Annotated in this window: 18 protein-coding genes, 1 pseudogene and 1 other annotated feature; of the genes and pseudogenes, 17 read left to right on the top strand and 2 right to left on the bottom strand. The window is 38.6% G+C overall.

Features of this window, described 5'->3' with window-relative positions; all coding sequences use genetic code 11:
* Position 1: 1 nt before the first annotated feature.
* The 9 genes from N1I80_RS15580 to N1I80_RS15540 all read left to right on the top strand — a co-directional run bounded on the left by N1I80_RS15580 (position 2) and on the right by N1I80_RS15540 (position 8,883).
* Positions 2-784, top strand: a complete 783-nt coding sequence (locus N1I80_RS15580; protein ID WP_340738767.1) for a YqhG family protein — start codon at positions 2-4, stop codon at positions 782-784.
* Positions 785-958: 174 nt separating this feature from the next.
* On the top strand, positions 959-1,642 hold the full coding sequence (locus N1I80_RS15575; protein WP_340740063.1) for a VCBS repeat-containing protein: 684 nt from the start codon (positions 959-961) through the stop codon (positions 1,640-1,642).
* 379 nt (positions 1,643-2,021) lie between these two features.
* Complete coding sequence (locus N1I80_RS15570) at positions 2,022-2,669, top strand: plasmid pRiA4b ORF-3 family protein (protein WP_340738766.1); 648 nt, start codon at positions 2,022-2,024, stop codon at positions 2,667-2,669.
* A gap of 248 nt (positions 2,670-2,917) precedes the next feature.
* Positions 2,918-3,466, top strand: coding sequence for a GNAT family N-acetyltransferase (locus tag N1I80_RS15565; protein ID WP_340738765.1), 549 nt, complete (start codon positions 2,918-2,920; stop codon positions 3,464-3,466).
* A gap of 175 nt (positions 3,467-3,641) precedes the next feature.
* Entirely contained in the window at positions 3,642-5,105 is a 1,464-nt protein-coding gene (locus N1I80_RS15560) for a protein adenylyltransferase SelO (RefSeq protein WP_340738764.1), read from the top strand.
* A gap of 15 nt (positions 5,106-5,120) precedes the next feature.
* Entirely contained in the window at positions 5,121-5,636 is a 516-nt protein-coding gene (locus N1I80_RS15555; RefSeq protein ID WP_340738763.1) for a hypothetical protein, read from the top strand.
* A gap of 154 nt (positions 5,637-5,790) precedes the next feature.
* Entirely contained in the window at positions 5,791-6,393 is a 603-nt protein-coding gene (locus N1I80_RS15550; RefSeq protein ID WP_340738762.1) for a TetR/AcrR family transcriptional regulator, read from the top strand.
* A gap of 91 nt (positions 6,394-6,484) precedes the next feature.
* Positions 6,485-7,879 carry a dihydrolipoyl dehydrogenase gene (lpdA, locus tag N1I80_RS15545; protein ID WP_340738761.1) on the top strand — a complete coding sequence of 465 codons (1,395 nt, stop codon included), beginning with the start codon at positions 6,485-6,487 and terminating at the stop codon, positions 7,877-7,879.
* Positions 7,880-8,067: 188 nt separating this feature from the next.
* Positions 8,068-8,883: a lipid II flippase Amj family protein gene (locus N1I80_RS15540; protein ID WP_340738760.1), complete on the top strand. Its 816-nt coding sequence runs from the start codon at positions 8,068-8,070 to the stop codon at positions 8,881-8,883.
* 263 nt (positions 8,884-9,146) lie between these two features.
* Here the strand turns inward: N1I80_RS15540 and N1I80_RS15535 are convergent, their stop codons facing one another.
* Complete coding sequence (locus N1I80_RS15535) at positions 9,147-9,686, bottom strand: NAD(P)H-dependent oxidoreductase (RefSeq protein ID WP_340738759.1); 540 nt, start codon at positions 9,684-9,686, stop codon at positions 9,147-9,149.
* 255 nt (positions 9,687-9,941) lie between these two features.
* Between N1I80_RS15535 and N1I80_RS15530 the strand changes: the two genes are divergently transcribed.
* From N1I80_RS15530 to N1I80_RS15505, 6 genes and pseudogenes are all read left to right on the top strand, one after another.
* Positions 9,942-10,307, top strand: coding sequence for a winged helix-turn-helix transcriptional regulator (locus tag N1I80_RS15530; RefSeq protein ID WP_340738758.1), 366 nt, complete (start codon positions 9,942-9,944; stop codon positions 10,305-10,307).
* Between the two features lie 467 nt (positions 10,308-10,774).
* Positions 10,775-10,997 (top strand): annotated as a pseudogene (locus N1I80_RS15525) (DUF1572 family protein); the annotation flags it as partial.
* A gap of 169 nt (positions 10,998-11,166) precedes the next feature.
* Positions 11,167-11,427 (top strand) — a binding site (T-box leader).
* A 62-nt stretch (positions 11,428-11,489) separates the two neighbouring features.
* Positions 11,490-12,698 (top strand): MFS transporter, encoded by a 1,209-nt coding sequence (locus N1I80_RS15520; RefSeq protein ID WP_340738757.1) that lies wholly within the window; start codon positions 11,490-11,492, stop codon positions 12,696-12,698.
* Positions 12,699-13,164: 466 nt separating this feature from the next.
* Positions 13,165-13,542 carry a GntR family transcriptional regulator gene (locus N1I80_RS15515; protein WP_340738756.1) on the top strand — a complete coding sequence of 126 codons (378 nt, stop codon included), beginning with the start codon at positions 13,165-13,167 and terminating at the stop codon, positions 13,540-13,542.
* A complete protein-coding gene (locus N1I80_RS15510) occupies positions 13,542-14,411 on the top strand; it encodes an ABC transporter ATP-binding protein (RefSeq protein ID WP_340738755.1) in 870 nt (289 codons plus the stop codon). Before N1I80_RS15515 ends, N1I80_RS15510 begins: the two co-directional genes overlap by 1 nt.
* Complete coding sequence (locus N1I80_RS15505; RefSeq protein ID WP_340738754.1) at positions 14,404-15,012, top strand: ABC-2 transporter permease; 609 nt, start codon at positions 14,404-14,406, stop codon at positions 15,010-15,012. The genes N1I80_RS15510 and N1I80_RS15505 overlap by 8 nt, the downstream gene beginning before the upstream one ends.
* Positions 15,013-15,357: 345 nt before the next feature.
* Here the strand turns inward: N1I80_RS15505 and N1I80_RS15500 are convergent, their stop codons facing one another.
* Positions 15,358-16,347, bottom strand: coding sequence for a VanW family protein (locus N1I80_RS15500; RefSeq protein ID WP_340738753.1), 990 nt, complete (start codon positions 16,345-16,347; stop codon positions 15,358-15,360).
* Between the two features lie 363 nt (positions 16,348-16,710).
* Between N1I80_RS15500 and N1I80_RS15495 the strand changes: the two genes are divergently transcribed.
* Both N1I80_RS15495 and N1I80_RS15490 read left to right on the top strand, forming a co-directional pair.
* Positions 16,711-17,298 carry a 2OG-Fe(II) oxygenase gene (locus tag N1I80_RS15495; protein WP_340740062.1) on the top strand — a complete coding sequence of 196 codons (588 nt, stop codon included), beginning with the start codon at positions 16,711-16,713 and terminating at the stop codon, positions 17,296-17,298.
* Between the two features lie 219 nt (positions 17,299-17,517).
* Positions 17,518-20,124 (top strand): cation-translocating P-type ATPase, encoded by a 2,607-nt coding sequence (locus tag N1I80_RS15490; RefSeq protein ID WP_340738752.1) that lies wholly within the window; start codon positions 17,518-17,520, stop codon positions 20,122-20,124.
* The last annotated feature ends 80 nt before the right edge of the window (positions 20,125-20,204 follow it).

Genomic DNA, 20,204 nt, shown 5'->3' with positions numbered 1-20,204 from the left:
TATGTATCCACAACAAATCCATCAGTATATACAACAATTTTTCAACGAAAATAATTGCCAGATTTTAAATCATAATAACCATTACATCGACGTTCAATTGACGATTGACATGGATAAAAAAATTATGAACCGTCCCTTTTATTGGCACTACTTAGCAAGTACAGGTGAAGAACCGCGTCCAGCACAACTTACGTTGATTACGGATAAAAATCAGCTTGTGGACAACATCAAAGGAGAGGTTGTCCACTTCGGTTCCCCACGACTTAGTCAACTATTTCAGGTAACAAAGGAGATGGGCTCATTTGTGCAGATGTATGAACGGGTTCACGATACATCTGGTCAACAAACGATTTTAACCCCTTGGTTAGGTGTGAATTATAAAGTTACGTATTCCAGTGATCAAACGAAAGAAGTTTTGTATTCATTAGGCATTAATTTACTAACAGGCCATGTCGTAGAGGACTTTCAGGAGTCGTTAAGTGAGCTAGATTTGGATGGAACGATTTCGGGTTATACCTTTCATGTACCCTATATTATTAAGCCGATTCGCGCTCTGGAACGATTGGATGCTGTAATTGATACGTTCATCGAACAAGCTGATCATTCATGGGCAGAAGAGGCGAAGAAGAGATGGCAAAAGGATCGAAGGGTATTGGAATATTTTTATGAAGAGGTAGACAACAAGCCGGATTGTTATGAGATTGAGAAAGAGGCAATGGATCAACAATATGAGGCAAGGATTAGCATTGATATTGTAAATGGTGGTGTGTTTTATTTGAAGTGAATTTTTTTTACGGAAATAGTTAAGGCCTTCCCTGTGTTTATTTAACATCGGGAAGGTTTTTTTTTGTTTTTCGGGAAGGAAATTAACTAGTTTCTATTGGCATATCATACAAAGAACAACGATTGCATTTGAACAGGAGGGGTTAAATTTAACGGGAAACATAGATTGTTGGATGTGAAGATGGGCGATGTCAACGGGGATGGGGTTTGGGATACCGTCTATTTATTTGGCCAAGTCGATGGACCACCAAGTATTTTTGCTGATAATATTACACTTGTGATTCAAAACGGACAGTCAACTAAAAGTACAACCGTCCAACTCAAAAATAACGCGGGCTATAATGCGCGGTTGTTCCTGGGCGATTTTAACAAAGATGCTGTTCCAGATATTATGGTGAATATAGATACGGGTGGGAGTGGGGGATATGGCATCTTCTATATCTACTCCTTCAGAAATAATCGGTTACAGGAACTGTTTGACGTTGATAAATATAATGAAAAATACGCATTTGAAGTACATTATGAGGATTTCTATAAAGTGCGTGTGGAAAGTTCCGAGCTTAACGTGTTGTTCATGATAGATATCAGCACCAAGGGATTTGATTATTTATCACAGTTTTACAACGAGGATGGGATGTTGAAAAATCCTGTACAAGGCGGAGCCCTTGCCTTAGGAGCCTTATATCCAATCATTACGGATAATAAAAGCTATCATTTTGATTTATTGGGCTTACAGCGTATTATTGGACCGACCAATGCGGATACATTAGGATATGTTGAAAATCTGTTGACGTGGCAAGATATCGAATTCATTTCAAAGCGGTTGACTGTGTCTGTGCTTGGTGTGGATATTAATTGATAGAAAAATAATATGAGCTAAAGATTAATGTTAGCTACCAAACAATGTTGATAATAGTTCGGAATTTCCAGGAAGTAACAGAAATAAAGCGCCGAATACAAACAATATGCCGAAAATTAATGATACAATAACAATCTTAACATCTTTAGACACTGATTTTCGAGTTATCCCAAACACAAATAACGCGATACCAATAAGAAGTAATAACACCTAGTTTAGGTTATTGTACAGTACCCTAAATTATTCACGCGTGACCTTTCGCATGTTCATTGAACATACAGAAGGTCTTTTCTTCGATGTATTGAATACTATGCGTTAAAATATTTAATAGGAAGTAAGCCGATGGAATAATGTTCGATAAAAAGAAAAGGGTGATATTGTGAAAGCATATATTTTGAAACTATCCTTCGAAGACATCACACCGCTTATTTGGCGGCGCATCGTTTTACCAGCTGGTGCGACATTTAACCGTTTGCATGAAACAATCCAAAACGTCACAAATTTTCAAAGCACGCTATCCCCATACCATTCATTTGGCATGGAAATTGATGATTATTTTATTACCGATAATGAATGGATTATAGAGGAATACAAAGGGAAGAGTTATGCGGGTAAAACGGTCAAGCAACCCGAACGTATTAAAATCGATACGTATTTTGAAAAGCATAACTATTTTACATATAACTATGATTTTGGAGACGACTGGAGGATTCAGGTGGTACTTGAAGAAATCGTAGATGATTATTATTTTGGCTATCCCACATTGCTTGGTGGAGAGGGGACGGCACCGCCAGAGGATGTTGGCGGTCCACCTGGATACAAAGAGTTTTTAAAAGTGTTTCGAGATCCAACACATCCAGAATATTTATCGATCATTGCATGGGCGGAGCAACAATACTATTTGCCTCTAGACATTGCTAAGGTGAATGAGCGTTTAAAATATGTGAAATACAAAAAGACAGAATGGCAAAACATCCATCACGAAAATTATTACGTGATTTCTGATAAATATCGTGGTGCGGAATAGGTATATAGTGGGCACTTAATAAGTGGGATGTTCTTCCGATACCGCTTTGTCGCTTGGTGATGGCCTCACGCAATAAGCCCGTCAGAAAATCACTTGGGAGGGATTGAACTACATCCCACCTTGGTCTTATTGCTCCGGCTCACACTTGTCGCTCCTTCGCTAGATTTTTTCGTTATACGGGTGAGGTGTACCGCCTAGTTAATTCTAAATGAGTAGTACCGAATATATAGAGTAAGGAGATGTTTTCAATGAAAAGAATTCCGCTAAAAATGGTGCGGAAAGATTTGCTGGATATTCCACAATACGCACTTCCAGCTGGATTTAAAATTAGGTTATTTGAAAAAGGTGATGAACACACTTGGGCGCGGATTGAAACAAGTGTAGAGGAATTCAAAGATGAACAAGCAGCACTTGAACACTTCACAAAAGAATTCGGCGCACATCTGGATGACATGGCAATGCGTTGTTTATTCATTGAGAATGAAGCTGGAGAAGCTATTGCTACAACAACCGCATGGTATGGGGATTTGCATGGCGATGGCGAAATAGCAGGTAGAATCCATTGGGTTGGCGTTATTCCTGACTATCAAGGAAAGAAGCTATCAAAACCATTACTGAGTGCAGCGATGAATATTTTAGCCAATCATCACTCAACAGCTTATTTAACGTCCCAAACGACGAGTTACCAAGCTATCAATCTGTATTTAAATTACGGATTTGAACCATTGTTGACGATACCTAGCTGTGAGGAAGCGTGGAGTTTGTTGGAAGAGACGTTAAAGAGGAAGATAAAGTAGTGTTTACTGTTATAGAAAGGATTGATGCAACTCATAGTTGTGGTCAATCCTTTTTCGACGTCAATGGAAGCTTTCAAACAGGTAGCGGGGTATAATTAACAAACAGAAGATGACACTACAAACAAGTAACACTCAGAAATATGTGTCTAAAAAAGGTAAGAAGATAGGAGATATCATGACAAAATACCAAGAATCAGGATGGAATTTAGATAACAGTTACGCCCGTCTGCCAGGTGCCTTTTTCACCAGGATGAACTTGAATCCAGTTCAGTCACCGAAGTTGATTATTTTCAATGATTCCTTAGCGGTATCTCTAGGTCTAGGTGCGCAGGCACTACAAAGCGAAGGAGGTATCGCAGTACTTGCGGGAAATGAAGTCCCAGAAGGAGGCACGCCACTGGCGCAAGCATATGCAGGTCACCAATTTGGTCATTTTACGATGCTAGGTGACGGCCGTGCAATACTTATTGGTGAACAACTCACTCCTGCTGGTGAACGGTTTGATATTCAGCTAAAAGGTTCAGGTCGAACAGCTTATTCTCGCAGTGGTGATGGTCGTGCGGCACTGGGGCCAATGCTGCGCGAATATGTCATCAGCGAAGCAATGCATGCACTTGGTATTCCTACAACACGTAGTTTAGCCGTGGTGGCGACGGGTGAATCTGTCATCCGTGAAACTGACCTCCCAGGTGCCATTTTGACACGTATCGCGAGTAGCCATATACGTGTAGGTACTTTTCAATATGCAGCGAAATGGGGAACAGACGAAGAACTTCGCACGTTGGCTGACTATGCATTACAACGACATTTTCCTGCTATTGAAGCGGATGGCAATTGCTATCTCACGTTGCTGCAGGAAGTGATTAAACGTCAAGCTTCACTCGTTGCTAAATGGCAGCTCGTTGGTTTTATTCACGGGGTGATGAATACTGATAACACGACAATTAGCGGGGAAACGATTGATTATGGACCATGTGCGTTCATGGATGTGTATGATCCGGCAACTGTTTTCAGCTCTATAGATGTTCAAAGCCGCTACGCCTATGGCAATCAACCGAATATTATCGGCTGGAATCTCGCACGCTTTGCCGAGAGCCTTATCTCGCTATTGCATACAGATTATGCGGAAGGTGCAAAACTGGCGCAGGATGCTCTTTCAGAGTTTCCCGAGTATTATTATACGAATTGGCTTGCGGGTATGCGTGCGAAACTAGGGATATTCAATGAAGAGCAACAAGATGCAGCCCTCATTGATAGCCTTCTTCGCATGATGGAGCAGCATCAAGTGGACTATACCAATACATTCCGTGCTTTAACTTTTGATACGTTGGAAAAGAGTGCTTTATTTAGCACGCCCGAATTTGCCGAGTGGCATGCGTTGTGGCAAGCAAGACTCGATAGACAGCAGGAATCGAAGGAGCTTGTTCATCAGCTAATGCGTAACAGCAATCCGGCAGTCATTCCTCGTAACCATCGGGTAGAGGAGGCACTTGAAGCAGCGGTCGAGCGTGGAGATTATAGTGTGATGGAGCAGTTACTTGATGTACTGGCGCATCCATTTGCGCATTCTCCAGAACAAGCGGATTATGCAACTTTGCCCGAATCAGATGGTCCTTATCATACGTATTGTGGGACTTAAGGGAGAGGAATCAATATGTACGATCCAACCATTTTTGAAAATTTAAAAGTAGCGTTCGAAAACCATATTTATGATTTAGATAATATAGATGAAAAAATAGCGATTATCAATCGGGTAGATAGCATGGATTTTGCCATTATCTCACGAAAATTCACGATTCAATTTACGCTTGTCAATCAACCAGACGTTACAGCAGAAATCGTACTACAAGCATCGGTCAAGGAGCTAGCAGGGGAAATATTAGAGATGCCTGGAGAAAATCTAGGCTGCACCTTGTCCGTTCACTTTACCAAAGCTGTTCAAAACATCACCATTCAGTGCCCACAGATTGAGCAAGCCCTCAACGCTATTTGGGAAACGGACATTCAGCTAACGCAAACACTGAGTTTCGTCCATGGACAACAAGCGCCAAGTTACCTCGACAGTATAGACATGACATTCAAGTCTAAAATAAATGAGGAGCATATGGGGGATATTGCAGATTTACTGGATCATGTTTTAGAATCGTTGAATGTGTTGAAGGAGATATGATAACAGTACTATACGTGGCAGTTCACTGGGGAAGTATGTTGGAATTGATTTGAAGTCCATTCCTTGGATTTAGTATTTGTTAAAAAGTTCTTGCATTCGTATCAAACCTCATTTATATTAAAAGAGACTAAAAGGTATCTTTTGGAGGTTGTAAATGAAAAAAGGTGAATTAACACGGCGTAATATCATTCGGAAATCTGCTTTGATATTTAACCAAAAAGGGTATATGACAACAACGATGAGTGACATTATTCAGGAAACGAATATTCAAAAAGGGGGGATTTATCGACACTTTACAGACAAAGAGCAACTAATGGTCGAGTCTTTTCATTTTTCTACCGAAATCATGCGAAATCATTTACTAACGAGTGTGTCACAACATGAGCATGCAACAGACAAATTAATCGCATTTGTAGAGGCCTTTTTACAATTAAGTGAAGGAGAACCGATAGTAGGTGGCTGTCCTATTTTTAATGCAGCCATAGAAATGGATGATTTGGAAGGAAATGCATTACTGCCATCGATTAATGAAGCCATGGATATGATGATAAACTGGCTGGCGAAAATCATAGAAGACGGTGTTAGGCAGCAGGAATTGAAGCAGTCGATACAGCCATACGACACGGCGATCTATATCGCGTCAACACTTGAAGGGGGACTCGTATTAGACAGATTAAAGAAAGATGGGCAATTATCGAAAATCATCATCAATAATTTGAGGCTATATATTTCAATGATAGCTACAGAGCGGCAATAATGCCGTCTTTTTTACGACTTAAAAGAGACTGATGGGTATCTTTTTTGGCGCCGTTTTCATTTAATAACAAGGAATAAGGGGGATAAAGTAGATGAAGCATATTGATACGCTTGTGATTGGTGCGGGACCAGGAGGATATGTGGCGGCGATTCGCGCTGCACAAATGGGGCAAAATGTCATGATTGTAGAAAGAGAGTATTTAGGTGGGGTTTGCTCAAATGTCGGTTGTATCCCATCAAAAGCGTTGATTTCAGTAGGTCACCGTTTTGAGCAAGCAAAGCATTCTGATGCTATGGGTGTTGTTGTACAAGACGTAAAACTGGACTGGACAAAAGTGCAAGAGTTCAAAAATGGCATAGTATCCAAATTAGTAGGTGGTGTGGAAAGTCTTCTAAAAGGCAATAACATCGATATCGTGAAAGGTGTAGCCTACTTTGTAGATGCAAATACTGTACGTATAATCGATGGTGACAACGAACAAACTTACACATTCAATAATGCAATCCTGGCAACAGGTTCTCGTCCAGTTGAAATTCCGGCATTCAAATTTACTAATCGTGTAATTAGCTCAACAGGCGCACTTTCTTTATCTGAAGTGCCAGAAAAATTAGTTGTCATTGGTGGTGGTTATATCGGTACTGAGCTAGGTTCTGCTTACGCTAAATTAGGTTCTCAAGTAACCATCATTGAAGGTGGCAATGACATCTTAGCTGGTTTCGAAAAGCAAATGACACAAGTTGTGAAAAAGGGCTTAAAGAAAAAAGGCGTAGTGGTTGTAGTTGACGCATTAGCTAAAGGCGTAGAAGAACATGACAACGGCGTAGTTGTAACATATGAGGCTGGCGGAGAAGAACAAACAGTTGAAGCTAACTATGTATTAGTAACAGTAGGTCGTCGTCCAAATACAGATGGAATGGGTCTGGAAGCACTAGGCATCGAATTCGCAGAACGTGATTTACTACAAGTAGACAAACAATGCCGTACTTCTGTAACAAATATTTATGCAATTGGTGATATCGTATCTGGTCCACAACTTGCACATAAAGCATCTTATGAAGGAAAAGTAGCTGCCGAAGCAATCGCCGGCAAAAAATCAAGCGTAGATTACCTAGCCATCCCAGCTGTATGCTTCACAGATCCAGAACTTGCAACGGTTGGTTACAATGAAGAACAAGCAAAAGCAGAAGGTATCGAAGTAACAACAGCCCGATTCCCATTCGCAGCTAACGGTCGTGCCCTAGCTTTACACGCAACAGAAGGTTTTGTGAAACTTGTTGCACGTAAAGAGGATGGCTTATTAATAGGTGCTCAAATCGTAGGTAATGGTGCATCTACTATGATTGCTGAAATAGCTCTGGCGATTGAAGCGGGTATGACTGCAGAAGATATTGCATTAACAATCCACGCTCACCCAACTTTAGGCGAGATGACAATGGAAGCCGCTGAGATAATTATGGGGAGACCCATTCATGTTATGAAAGCGTAATGGAGATACTTCAAATATTGAAATGATTGTTCACGTGGCTAGTTTATTCTGAATAAAATAGTTAAATATTTGAATATTCGCCATCCGTTCACTTATACTTGGTGAACGGATGTTTTTCTATTTGTGAAGTGTCGAGTTCTGATTGGATTTTGGGCTAGTCACTATTAAAAATAAAGAAGGTACTCATTGTGGATTTTTTAACGGAAAAAGTATTATTTATCTTCCTTTTTTTATTTGTCATCCATTCAGTCGAGACGCTTGCTTATGCGGTGAGATTGTCGGGGGCGAGGGTCAAGCTCATTGCATCAGCGCTGTCACTGTTTAACATCATGGTCATTGTTTCAAGACTAGCGAATATGATGCAACAACCCTTCACAGGTAGCTTAATCGATACTGCACGAAAAGAGAACACGTTAGAATTTGTCGAAGGTCAATTTAGAGTGCTCATCACTGCCTCAACTTTCGGTACCCTATTCGGTATTCTTTTACTACCTACCTTTATCGCCTTATTTTCAAGAGCAATCATTCATTTAGCTGAAGAAAAAGGATCAGTTCCTGCCTTGATTAAAAAAGGAATAACCTTGGAATACATAAAGCGTGGAGTCAAGCATTTCCGTCTTCCAAGATTCTCTTATTTGAAGGACATTACGATTAAAGATATTCCGATGAAGTTGTTATTGATCAACATGGTGATAACGGCCATCTATACAATTGGCGTATTATCCGCTTTATATGCAGCCATACTAGCGCCAGAACGGGCTTCAACCGCGATTATGGCTTCAGGTCTAGTAAATGGCATCGCTACGATTCTACTGGTGATCTTCATTGACCCCAAAATCTCCGTTTTGGCAGACGATGTGGTCAATCAAAGAGGGAGCTATCTCACGCTTAAGAGGATGTCAGTCATGATGATAACATCAAGATTACTAGGGACAATCCTTGCGCAAGCGTTGTTTATCCCAGGAGCTTGGTATATCGCTTGGTTGACTAAATTCATGGTGTAGGTGCTAGATTCTGATTCAATCAGCTATGGGTGGCGTCGAGTACCGTGGAGAGAAGAAATGAGAGTACAAGAAATCATTAGTATTGTTAGGGCTTATATCGGTACTGAAAAAGGATCTTTAACATAAAGATCCTTTTAACTGCCCGTTCAATTAAAGCGCCCTTTCTTGAAGAATTATAGTTTGTTACAGTAAAGAACTTTTATACAGAACACTAATTCCTTTTTAGAAGACAACTAATCGTCGTATTATTTGGTACATGAAAATTAATGGACAAGCATGTGCGTGGAAGTTTGGATATATTTTGCATACTCTTTTGCCTCTTGATCGAGATACTTATCCGTGCCTTCGTTCGCATTATAGGTGACGAATGCGGGAAGATAGGTGCCGTTGCATCTGGTGAGGGTACTTTGTATAGGTCTTAATAATTCGCTGATCGTGAACCAATTGTAACCCCCGGAACGGTATTGCTTTTCAGTACCGCCTGTCGTCGTAGCTACCATAAATTCTTTTCCTTTCAAATTATCTCCTCCGGGTCCAAAAGCCCAGCCAAACGTCAATACATCATCGAACCACTTTTTTAAAAGGGGAGGGCAGCTATACCAATAAAAAGGGAACTGAAACACAACCCGGTCATATTGAAGCAGCAATTGCTGTTCCCTCTCCAAATCAATATTCCAATCGGGATACTCCTGATAGAGGTCGCGAAAATAGATGTAAGTGTGATCTTTCAGTTCTCGTGCCAAAGCTTGATTGGCACGGGAATGATTTAGATTGGGATGTACAGCGATAACCATAATTTTCATAACAATCATCCTTTCTCATTTTTCGTAGCATCGTGATCTACATCCCCATTATTATGCGGAATTTCATTTTTGCCAAGTACGCTTTTTTTTCGGACTAGGTCCGGTGAAAAGTACCATAGACGTCACCTGATTTCGGTAGATAGTACGGTAAAACGTACTAAGTATGATAAATCATCGTACTGTTTTTATTCTGGATACTTTGATAAAGTTTTAACTAAGAAGTTGTTAAAAATCATGTGGTTGGGAGATGGTAAGATGCGAAAGGAAATTTGCAATTCTAATAAGACACAGGGTATATTGTCTACTTTGCAGGCGATCGGTGGAAAATGGAAACCACTCATTTTGTTTATTTTACTGCATCAAGGTACAAAACGGTTTGGGGAATTGAGACGTCTACTTCCAAATGTCACGCAAGGAATGCTCACCAATCAGCTTCGTGAGATGGAACGTGACGGACTCATAGTACGCAGAGTGTATCAAGAGATTCCGCCCAAAGTTGAATATTCTTTGTCCAATCACGGAAGAACGTTAAGTTCAGTTTTGACCGACATGTGTGGTTGGGGATTTAAGCATATCGAATTTATGAAGAATGCGAATGGGGACAACTCGAACACCCTTTGATTCCAGCGGATTTTGTCGATGGTACTGTAGAAATGTATGATACTTCTACTCCTATAGCTCCTGTGCGTGTAGGGGAGTTTGGTGCGGGAGATTTAAGTAACCCTGTTGGATTGGCGATTTTTACGTTATTAGGCTAGAGAGTTCTGTTACAAAAAAACAAATGGCCCCCATGAGTATTACCCCTAATAGACGGAGAGGTAATCCTTATATTACCTATTCATTTGAGGTTGCAGTAATTTTAGGAAGCTAACATCAAGCAACCCCCTTGGCGCTCAATGGGGGTGTGTATGTCAGAATTTATTGGTTATGCGGGATTTTATACATCGTTGATACATCAGTAAAATATATTGTATCTTTCTTGAGGTTAAAGCTCATTAATGAATATATTCGTTAGTCGACTGAAATTAATTTAAGCCCTTTTTAATGGATTACGTGAGGAGAATTATAATGAATCTAGGAAATGTCTTTTCGAGACGTTAAATGAATTAGAGGCTCAGGATTTATTGAAAAGTATATATATCCGTGGTGAACGTCATACGGTGCTGGAAGCCATCGAAAGGCAGATGGCTCACTATGCATATCATTTATATTGGTAAGCAATTAAGAGATGTGGGTTGGGAAAGCCTTAGTATCCGAGAAGGAAAATCGGAAGAGTATTTACAACAAATGCTGAAAAGGCATCGATCATAAAGTGTTAGATCTTGTTCAATAAATGGGAGTATACATGAGGTTAATAATTAATGGAACTAAATAACCATAAATGAAAATACTTCTATATCCGTTATAGAGTTAATTGGTAATTTTCTTTTTTTGGATTGAATTTTAGTTTGAAATAATGTAAAGTATAAAAAAATCTATATAAAAAGCTATGAAAAGAAGAGTAAACACAAGTACTATCTACAGAGACCTCTGGTAGCTGAAAAAGAGGGATAGGAGATGTGTTGAAACAAGGCTTGGAGCTGTGCATTGGATTTGTTTGGAACAATGATGATGCAACGTATTCTCACGTTAACGAGATAGAGTATCGCAGGTGATTTATTCACAAAGCAGTACTCGATTAGGCTTCTGCAGCAATGTGGAGGTGAACTGGGGTGGCACCGCGACATGACTCGCCCCCCAAGATAACTATCTTGGGGGTGAGTTTTTTTATTTTTTCATAAAAATAAAAAAGGAGTGGTGAATATGTCCAGATGGAAGTACCCTTTAATGCTACTAGTCGGAATAGGGATTTCAAATGTGGGCGGTTGGGTTTACCTAATCGCACTGAATTTAATTGTATTGAATGAAACAGGTTCGCCACTTGCAATTGCCTTACTGTATATACTAGGACCAATTGCAACGATATGTTCGAATGCTTGGGCGGGTAGTTTAATTGATCGAGTAAATACCCGACGACTTATGATGGGATTAGATGTTTTCCGAGCACTATGTATTGCGTTAATTCCATTTTTACCTTCACTTATTTATGTTTATATACTGGTGTTTATCATTAATATGGGAAGTGCTATTTTTCATCCTACATCTATGGTTTATATGACTAAACTAATCCCTGAAAAAGATCGGCAACGCTTTAATGCACTACGAAATTTTATCAACTCTTGTGGTTCGCTTATAGGTCCTACCATTGCTGGGGTTTTATTTTGGATGGGTACCCCTTATACTGCCATCCATGTGAATGCAGTGGCTTTATTTCTATCGGCTATTATCATTATGATGCTACCTAATGTTGATTCAAGACTCAAAGAGACAGAGGGACAAAGTTTTACATGGGATCTGATAAAAAATGATTTTCGGGTTGTTTTTAATTTCAGTAAGGACTATACCTATGTCACAAAAATCTATGTATTATTTAGCGGTACTACTATATTCATGACTGCAATAGATTCTCTCGAAACAGCATTTGCTAAAGGAGTACTTTCAATGCCAGATTCCATTTATGGTTTTTTATTAAGTATCTTTGGAGCTGGATTTATACTAGGTTCAATTATTAATTCAGTATTTTCGAAGCAGCTTGCAGTTAATCTTTTAATAGGTTTTGGTACTATTTTCACCTCAATAGGCTATCTAGTATTTTATAGTTCAAATGGCTTTTTTAGTGCGGCGACTGGTGTATTTTTAATTGGATTTGCTGTAACGTTTGCAAATACAGGATATTTGACTTTCTACCAAAATTACGTTCCTGTAGAGATGATGGGAAGGTTCGGCAGCATTTTTAGTGTGATTGAAGCAGGTTTTATTATTGCTTTAACGGTATTAATAGGTTTAACTGCTGAATTAACTTCAATCCGTCCTGTGGGGTTAATAGGTTCATTTGCCTTCTTCTTATTAGGGTTAATGGCACTGAAAGCAGTTTCAGGTGCAAAAAGGAAGGAATATTTTAAAAAAGTGTAGCTTCTTTAAACAGTTAATTATAAATGGCTTGACCGATTAATTAAGCCTTGGCGTAATTGTGTCCAGATTTTGAATCGAGCTTGCTCGATTGACTCCATTCAAAATCTGTGACATCCGCCGGAGGCTTTATCTTCGTTCAGCGGACGTTTGAACACTCGCTGAACAGGAAACAAAACCGCATTCATCTCTCCACCTATAGAGGTGGAGTCTTCTGCTGAATGAAGATAGAATAATCGGTAAGCCCTTTACTGTACGAAATTCAATTAAAGAACATGTTTATTAAAAAGCATGAACCCAGTGGATGATAACGAAATAATTCAAAAACAGAAAGCATGAGATTGCAAATCATAAATCTCATGTTTTCTGTTTTTTTTGAGTTTGACAATAATTTCAGTTGCAAAATAAAAATAATTTGTATATAGTGTGTATATAGTATATATACAATAAAAGATGAAGAGGTAGTTGCATGCAAATACTTATTTCGAACAGTTCAAAAGAGCCGATTTATGCGCAAATCCATGCTCAAATCAAAAAGCTGATTTTAACAGGTGAATTACAAGAAGGGCAGTCGCTTCCTTCTATGCGCCAGCTTGCAAAGGATTTAGAGATTAGTGTCATTACAACAAAGCGTGCCTATGAGGAACTTGAGAAAACTGGCTTTATTTATTCGATTGTTGGCAAAGGTTCGTTCGTTGCGGAGCAAAATATGGAGATGATGAAGGAAAGAAAAATGAAAGTGATTGAAGAAAAGTTGGTGGATGCTATTCAAAACGGTAAAGAAATGGGTCTGGGGTTAGCAGAACTCAAAGAAATACTTACATTATTGTTTACGGAGGATGACTGATGGAAAATGTAATTGAATTACAGCATGTGCAAAAATCATTTGATGGTTTTCAACTAAAGGATTTTTCATTGACTGTTAAAAAGGGATTCGTAACAGGGTTTATTGGTGGAAATGGTGTGGGGAAATCAACAACGATTAAATTGATTATGAATTTATTGCGACCAGATAGCGGAACAATTTCGATATTCGGTTTGAATTATAAGGACCATGAAAAAGAAATCAAGCAGCGGATTGGTTTTGTGTTCGATGAAAATATTTTTTATGAACATGTAACGTTAGCGGAAATGAAAAATATAATAAAGCCATCCTATTCCAACTGGGATGACAATCTATTCGATTATTATGTTCAAGTATTTGAATTGCCACTAGATAAAAAGATTAAGTCATTTTCGAAAGGAATGATGATGAAAGCATCGTTAACAATGGCTTTATCGCATCACGCGGAATTAATTATTATGGATGAGCCTACATCTGGATTAGACCCGATTTTTCGTAGGGAGTTGTTAGATATTTTACGTGATCTTATGCAAGACGGGGAGAAAACCATTTTCTTTTCGACTCATATTACGACAGATTTGGATCGTCTTGCGGATTATATTACGTTTATCCATAATGGTGAGCATATTTTCACAAAAGAATTTACTCAAATTGAAGAGGAGTACGCTATTGTAAAGGGCGGTCTGGAGCTATTGGATGGGGATACAGAACGAGAATTTATAGCCATAAGAAAATCCACCCATGGTTTTGTAGGATTAACAGTTAATAAAGCACGTGCAGAAGATATTTTTGGGGAACCGGCTTTAATTGAGAAGGCAACTCTTGAGGATATTATGTTCTATACAAAGAAAGGCGCTGAACAGCATGTTTAATTTAATTCGGAAAGATATCCTTTTGCAAAAGACGACGTTATTGATTTTGTTGCCACTTTTAGTTGTTTTGTTATTCTTAGAAGACTCATATGTCTGGATAGGCATAATATTTAGCATCGCAATTGTAATGAATGCTTATAGCGTTGATGAAAAATCAGCGAGTCATATGCTGCTCAATTCTTTGCCTTATACACGGAAAGAAATTGTCAGTTCAAAATATATCGGTACATTTATTTTCATAGGCTTAGTCGTTTTCACCATCTTTATTGGCAATTTAATCATTCATCAAGAAGTAATGGTGTGGAAAGATATACTATTGATCGCTAGCTCTGTGCTGGTAGCGATATCATTGATGTTCCCGTTTTCGTATAAATTTAAAAGTCAATATATGCTAATTGGTGGGCTTGCTTCATTAGCTATTTACCTGGTACTTATTCCTTTATTCATCCCTAACGTGAATGATAAAGTTAGGGAGTTTGTTCAAATGGTATTAACGTTAGAAGCTACTCAACTCTATTTGTTCATCATATTATTAGTTACTACGCTCTATGCTTGTTCATGGCTGTTATCGATTCGAATTTATGAAAGAAAGGTTTTTTAGGGAACTGTGCCATTATAAATAGTTTTAGCGGCTTTGAATAAGTAGCATCAGCCCGCTGCACAATTCACTCTAGATTTATATGAGAAAACCTCACTAGGGGTAATCTTGGTGAGGTTTTCTTGCGTATTAACAACTGTATTAATCAATTTCATAATTACTTATTTCACAAGTAAAGACGAATAAATTAAAGGCTTTATCAATTCATTGTTGGTGTTATGTGTTTAATCGTTCTATGACGAAATTGATTCAATTATAAACAATTCTAAGATTTTTAGAACCAAGCACCTCGATGGTTTGTTCGCGGAACAAGAGAATCTTTTCCTGACTCGATTTACCTCTACAAACTTATTCTATAGTATTTTCATATGCCCTCAAAGTTCTTACTTCTATCGTAAGAAAGCCATTGCCATAAATCGCTTTTAATAAAAAAGGTCCATCTTGTGTATTTTGAAATCTGAAATCTAATGCATCATAGGAAACAGTTGCATCTCTTCCTTTTGGCACATAGCCCACATCTAATGAATGATGATGCCTTTCAATATATTTTACTGATAATTGGTCGACTACATTAAAAAGTGTTGAGGACGTTTGGCAAACTCCTCCGCCAATACCCATGACGCGTTTCTTATTAATTATTTCCGGTGCCGGTTGGTAGCCATTTAGCTCGTCTCTCGGTCCGACCATGTCGTTAAATGAGAAATAATCCCCACTTCCAACGATCACATTATTGAGAGCCTTTGCTGAGAGTTCAATATTTTTGTTCCTGTTTACATCTGAGCTGTTGAAATAAGTTGTATAAGAAGCAATTATTATGTCCTCTAAGTGAGGAATATCTTCAACATTATAACTACTTTCTGTAACATACAAAGGAATTTCAATGTCCTTGCCAGTAAGTGATGCATCTACAATCCTATCCACCAATTCACTTTCTTTTAAAATAATCCTTGGACTACCTTTAATAATCTGACCGTTATCATCCATTTTATCAAGAACCATTCTCTTGTCATAACCAGCTTCTGTTTCCGTACCTCTTGCTAATTCATAAGCTAGTTTTTCAATTTCCTTTTTATATGTTTCGAAATTTGTTTCATAACCTAAATCTATTGGTGATATAGTTTTAATTATTTCTAATGTATTTGGATCAATGATATTTACAACTACAGGATTTGTACCCTTTTCTGCTTCTTTATCATCAGTTTCGGGTATTTTTAGATCCTCCATCGGTTGTTTCTGTTCATTATAATTTATTTCTAATTCTTCATTTACTGTTTTTTCTATACAACCTGCCAATCCTATTGAACATAGAATTAGCAATGCAAAAATCCATCTTTTCATACTATCGTACTCCCTGCTCTAAGGTATTTTCAATTTGATAGCTTATTCAAGTTGTAATGATAGTGTGAAAAATTTTAAATATATCCTTAGGGAATGTCATGTCCCATGAATCATTACAAAAATTAATACATCTTCCCAAACTTGCGACATATTAAATTCACGTGATAAAATAAGACTGGAAAAGAAAGGATAAGGCATCCCCGATAATCGAGTAGTTGAAGTGAAAGAAAACTGTTAGCACGTATAATCACTACACAAAATACGTACTCGTACTGACAATTAAATAGTGTAAGGGGTTGCTTGAAGTTGATAACGGAGAATAAAGAGCAAACGATATTTGATCACACTGGAACTACAATAAAAATGGATAGAGAAGTCTTAATAGTCGCAAGATTAGAAGAGCCGTTGATAGTTGTTTTAGGAAATGTTTTAAGCAACGAAGAATGCGATGAACTAATTAGATTGGCAAAGGCAAAGGACAGCATGCAACGTTCCAAAATTGGGGCGACACGTGAAGTGAATGAATTGAGAACAAGTAGCAGTATGTTTTTAGAGGAAAGTGAAAATGACATTGTTGCTAGAGTTGAAAAAAGAGTCTCATCTATTATGAATATACCGATTGAACATGGAGAAGGCCTTCAAATTCTAAAGTATACGCCTGGCCAAGAGTATAAAGCGCATTATGATTTTTTTTCATCAACAAGTAAGGCGGCTAACAATAATAGAATCAGTACGCTCGTGATGTACTTAAATGACGTAGAACAAGGTGGAGAAACTTATTTCCCGAAACTTAATTTTTCAGTATCGCCACAAAAGGGTACCGCCGTGTATTTTGAGTATTTTTATACCGATAAAAATGTAAATGAGTTAACTTTACATGGTGGAGCACCTGTTATAGCAGGTGAAAAGTGGGTTGCAACGCAATGGATGAGAAAACAAACAGTCAGGTAAAGCGAATTGGAATTTTACTATCACATGAAAAGCGCTCAATATGAGTGCTTTTTATTTTCGGGGAAATTAGCATAATGGAACAGACCAGGGAATAGTATTGATGGAGTAGATAGTGAACAAAATTAAAATGACTTAACTGCCTGTATAAGAAAGGACAAGCTATAAGGTAGCTATTGATGGCATGATAGTCTACCGATTACGTACTGGAAGGGGAATCGAATGTCAGACTTTCATCAGCAATCATCCGTTGAAGTCATGGAGGCTTTGGACGTAACAAATCAAGGATTGAGTGATGTAGACGTCCAGAAGCGACAAGAAGTATATGGTACGAATGAATTGGCGGAAGGAGAAAGGACAAGTATCCTCGCAGTTTTCTTTGGACAGTTTAAAGATTTATTGGTCATTATTTTATTGATTGCTGCTTTCATTTCATTTCTATTAGGTGAAGTGGAAAGTACGATTGTCATACTGATTGTCGTTATTTTAAACGCAGTCTTAGGCACTGTACAGCATGTGAAGGCAGAGCAGTCTTTGGATAGTTTGAAAGAGTTGACCTCTCCAGTTGCGAAAGTGATGCGGAATAACCAGCTAGTAGAAATACCTTCAGAAGATATCGTCGTTGGAGATTTGCTCTATTTGGATGCTGGTGATTATATAAGCGCTGACGGCAGATTAGTGGAAAGCTATAATTTGCATATCAATGAAAGTTCGCTGACAGGTGAATCATTGGCTGTGGCGAAAACTATCGGACTGATTGAAGAAAATCAGGTAACCATTGGGGATAAAAAGAATATGGTGTTCACTGGCAGTTTTGTCACCAATGGACGTGGGATTGTTGTCGTGACCGCGATTGGCATGGAAACAGAAATCGGAAAAATCGCCAATTTACTAGATACTGCGAAAGAGAAAAAAACACCCCTCCAAGTGAGTCTCGATCATTTTGGCGAAAAATTAGCTTTAGGGATAACGTTGATCTGTTTAGCGATTTTCACGATTGATTTGTTCAGAGGACGCGAGTTAGTCGAATCGTTTATGTTTGCGGTTTCGCTTGCGGTTGCGGCTATTCCGGAAGCATTAAGTTCGATTGTGACGATTGTGCTAGCTTTTGGGACACAAAAAATGGCGAAGGAAAATGCCATTATCCGAAAGCTCTATGCTGTCGAAAGTCTGGGCAGTGTATCTGTGATTTGTTCAGATAAAACGGGCACATTAACCGAAAATAAAATGACGGTGCAACACGTATTTGTCGATCAGAAAGTGATTCCACACGATCAACTTCAAATGGAAAATAGTATAGAGAAAAAATTGATCCTACAAGCACTGTTATGTAATGATGCTGTGGAAAGGGATCAGCAAGAAATCGGTGATCCTACCGAAATTGCACTAGTAAAGTTAGGAAAGCAATATGATTTTGATGAATTAATTGCCAGAGATCATTATCCTAGACTGACGGAAATTCCTTTTGATTCTGATAGAAAGCTCATGACGACGGTGAATCGAATCAATCAGCAAACGATTATGATTACCAAGGGAGCAGTAGATGTTTTGCTGCCTAAAATCGTGAAAATCGAGACTTCTACAGGTGTACGTGCGATGACGGAAGAGCAGCGCAAAAAAATCGAAGAAGTGAATCATGATTTTTCGATGAATGGATTAAGAGTATTGGCAATTGCTTACAAGGGGATACAGGCACATCAACCAATGGATGCTTGGAATGAAAGAGATTTCATCTTTGTCGGCTTACTAGCGATGATGGATCCTCCGAGAAAAGAGTCACAGGCAGCGGTTGAAAGCTGTATAAAAGCGGGCATTAAACCCGTTATGATTACAGGTGACCATAAAATAACAGCCACTGCAATCGCCAAACAAATTGGGCTATTACAAGATCCATCAGAGGTGATTGAAGGATATGAAATTGAGGGACTAACCGATCAACAGCTACAAGATCAGGTTCAAGATTATTCTGTCTATGCTCGTGTAACACCCGAGCATAAAATTCGAATCGTTAAGGCTTGGCAGGAAAAAGGACATGTCGTTGCAATGACAGGAGATGGTGTCAATGATGGTCCTGCCCTAAAACAAGCGGATATTGGTGTGGCGATGGGCATCACCGGGACCGAGGTAGCGAAAGATGCTTCCTCCATGATCTTAACGGATGATAATTTTTCGACGATTGTCAAAGCGATTTCGAATGGCCGCAGTATGTATACGAATATTAAAAATGCGATTCTATTCTTATTATCAGGCAATGCAGGCGCTATTTTTGTTGTGTTATATGCAACGGTATTTGGTTTATCCGTTCCCTTTGCACCCGTGCATCTCTTATTTATTAACTTATTGACGGATAGTTTGCCAGCCATTGCTATCGGCTTAGAGCCGCATCATAAAAAAACGATGAAGGACAAGCCGAGAGATATTCAAACACCTTTATTGAATAAAGCATTTACGACTCAGGTGATACTCGAGGGCATATTAATAGCTATTGTGACGATTATTGCTTTTCGAATGGGCTTGCAGGCGGGGGATGCGCAAACAGCTAGTACAATGGCGTTTACAACGTTATGTTTAGCGAGATTAGTACATGGCTTCAACTCCAGATCAAAAGAGTCAATCTTCACCATTGGAGTATTTTCGAATAAATATACGTGGTTAGCCTTTTTAATCGGTTTTTTATGTTTGCATGCTGTGTTATTTATGCCATCACTTACGGGAATGTTTGAAGTCACACCATTAAATGGCACGCAATTAGGGTTTATTTATACCTTGTCCGTTATGCCATTTTTGGTGAATCAGTGGGTTAAGGTGTTGTTTGTGAGGGGGAAATAATAATGAAAGCTTGTTTAGGTATTTATACTGAACAAGCTTTTTTTATTGGATTTAAAGAAGGGTGCCAAACTTCAAACGAG

Source organism: Sporosarcina sp. FSL K6-3457, assembly GCF_038007285.1.
Lineage (GTDB): Bacteria > Bacillota > Bacilli > Bacillales_A > Planococcaceae > Sporosarcina.
The sequence above is the reverse complement of the archived record's forward strand: the minus strand, read 5'-3'. Positions and strand labels throughout refer to the sequence as shown.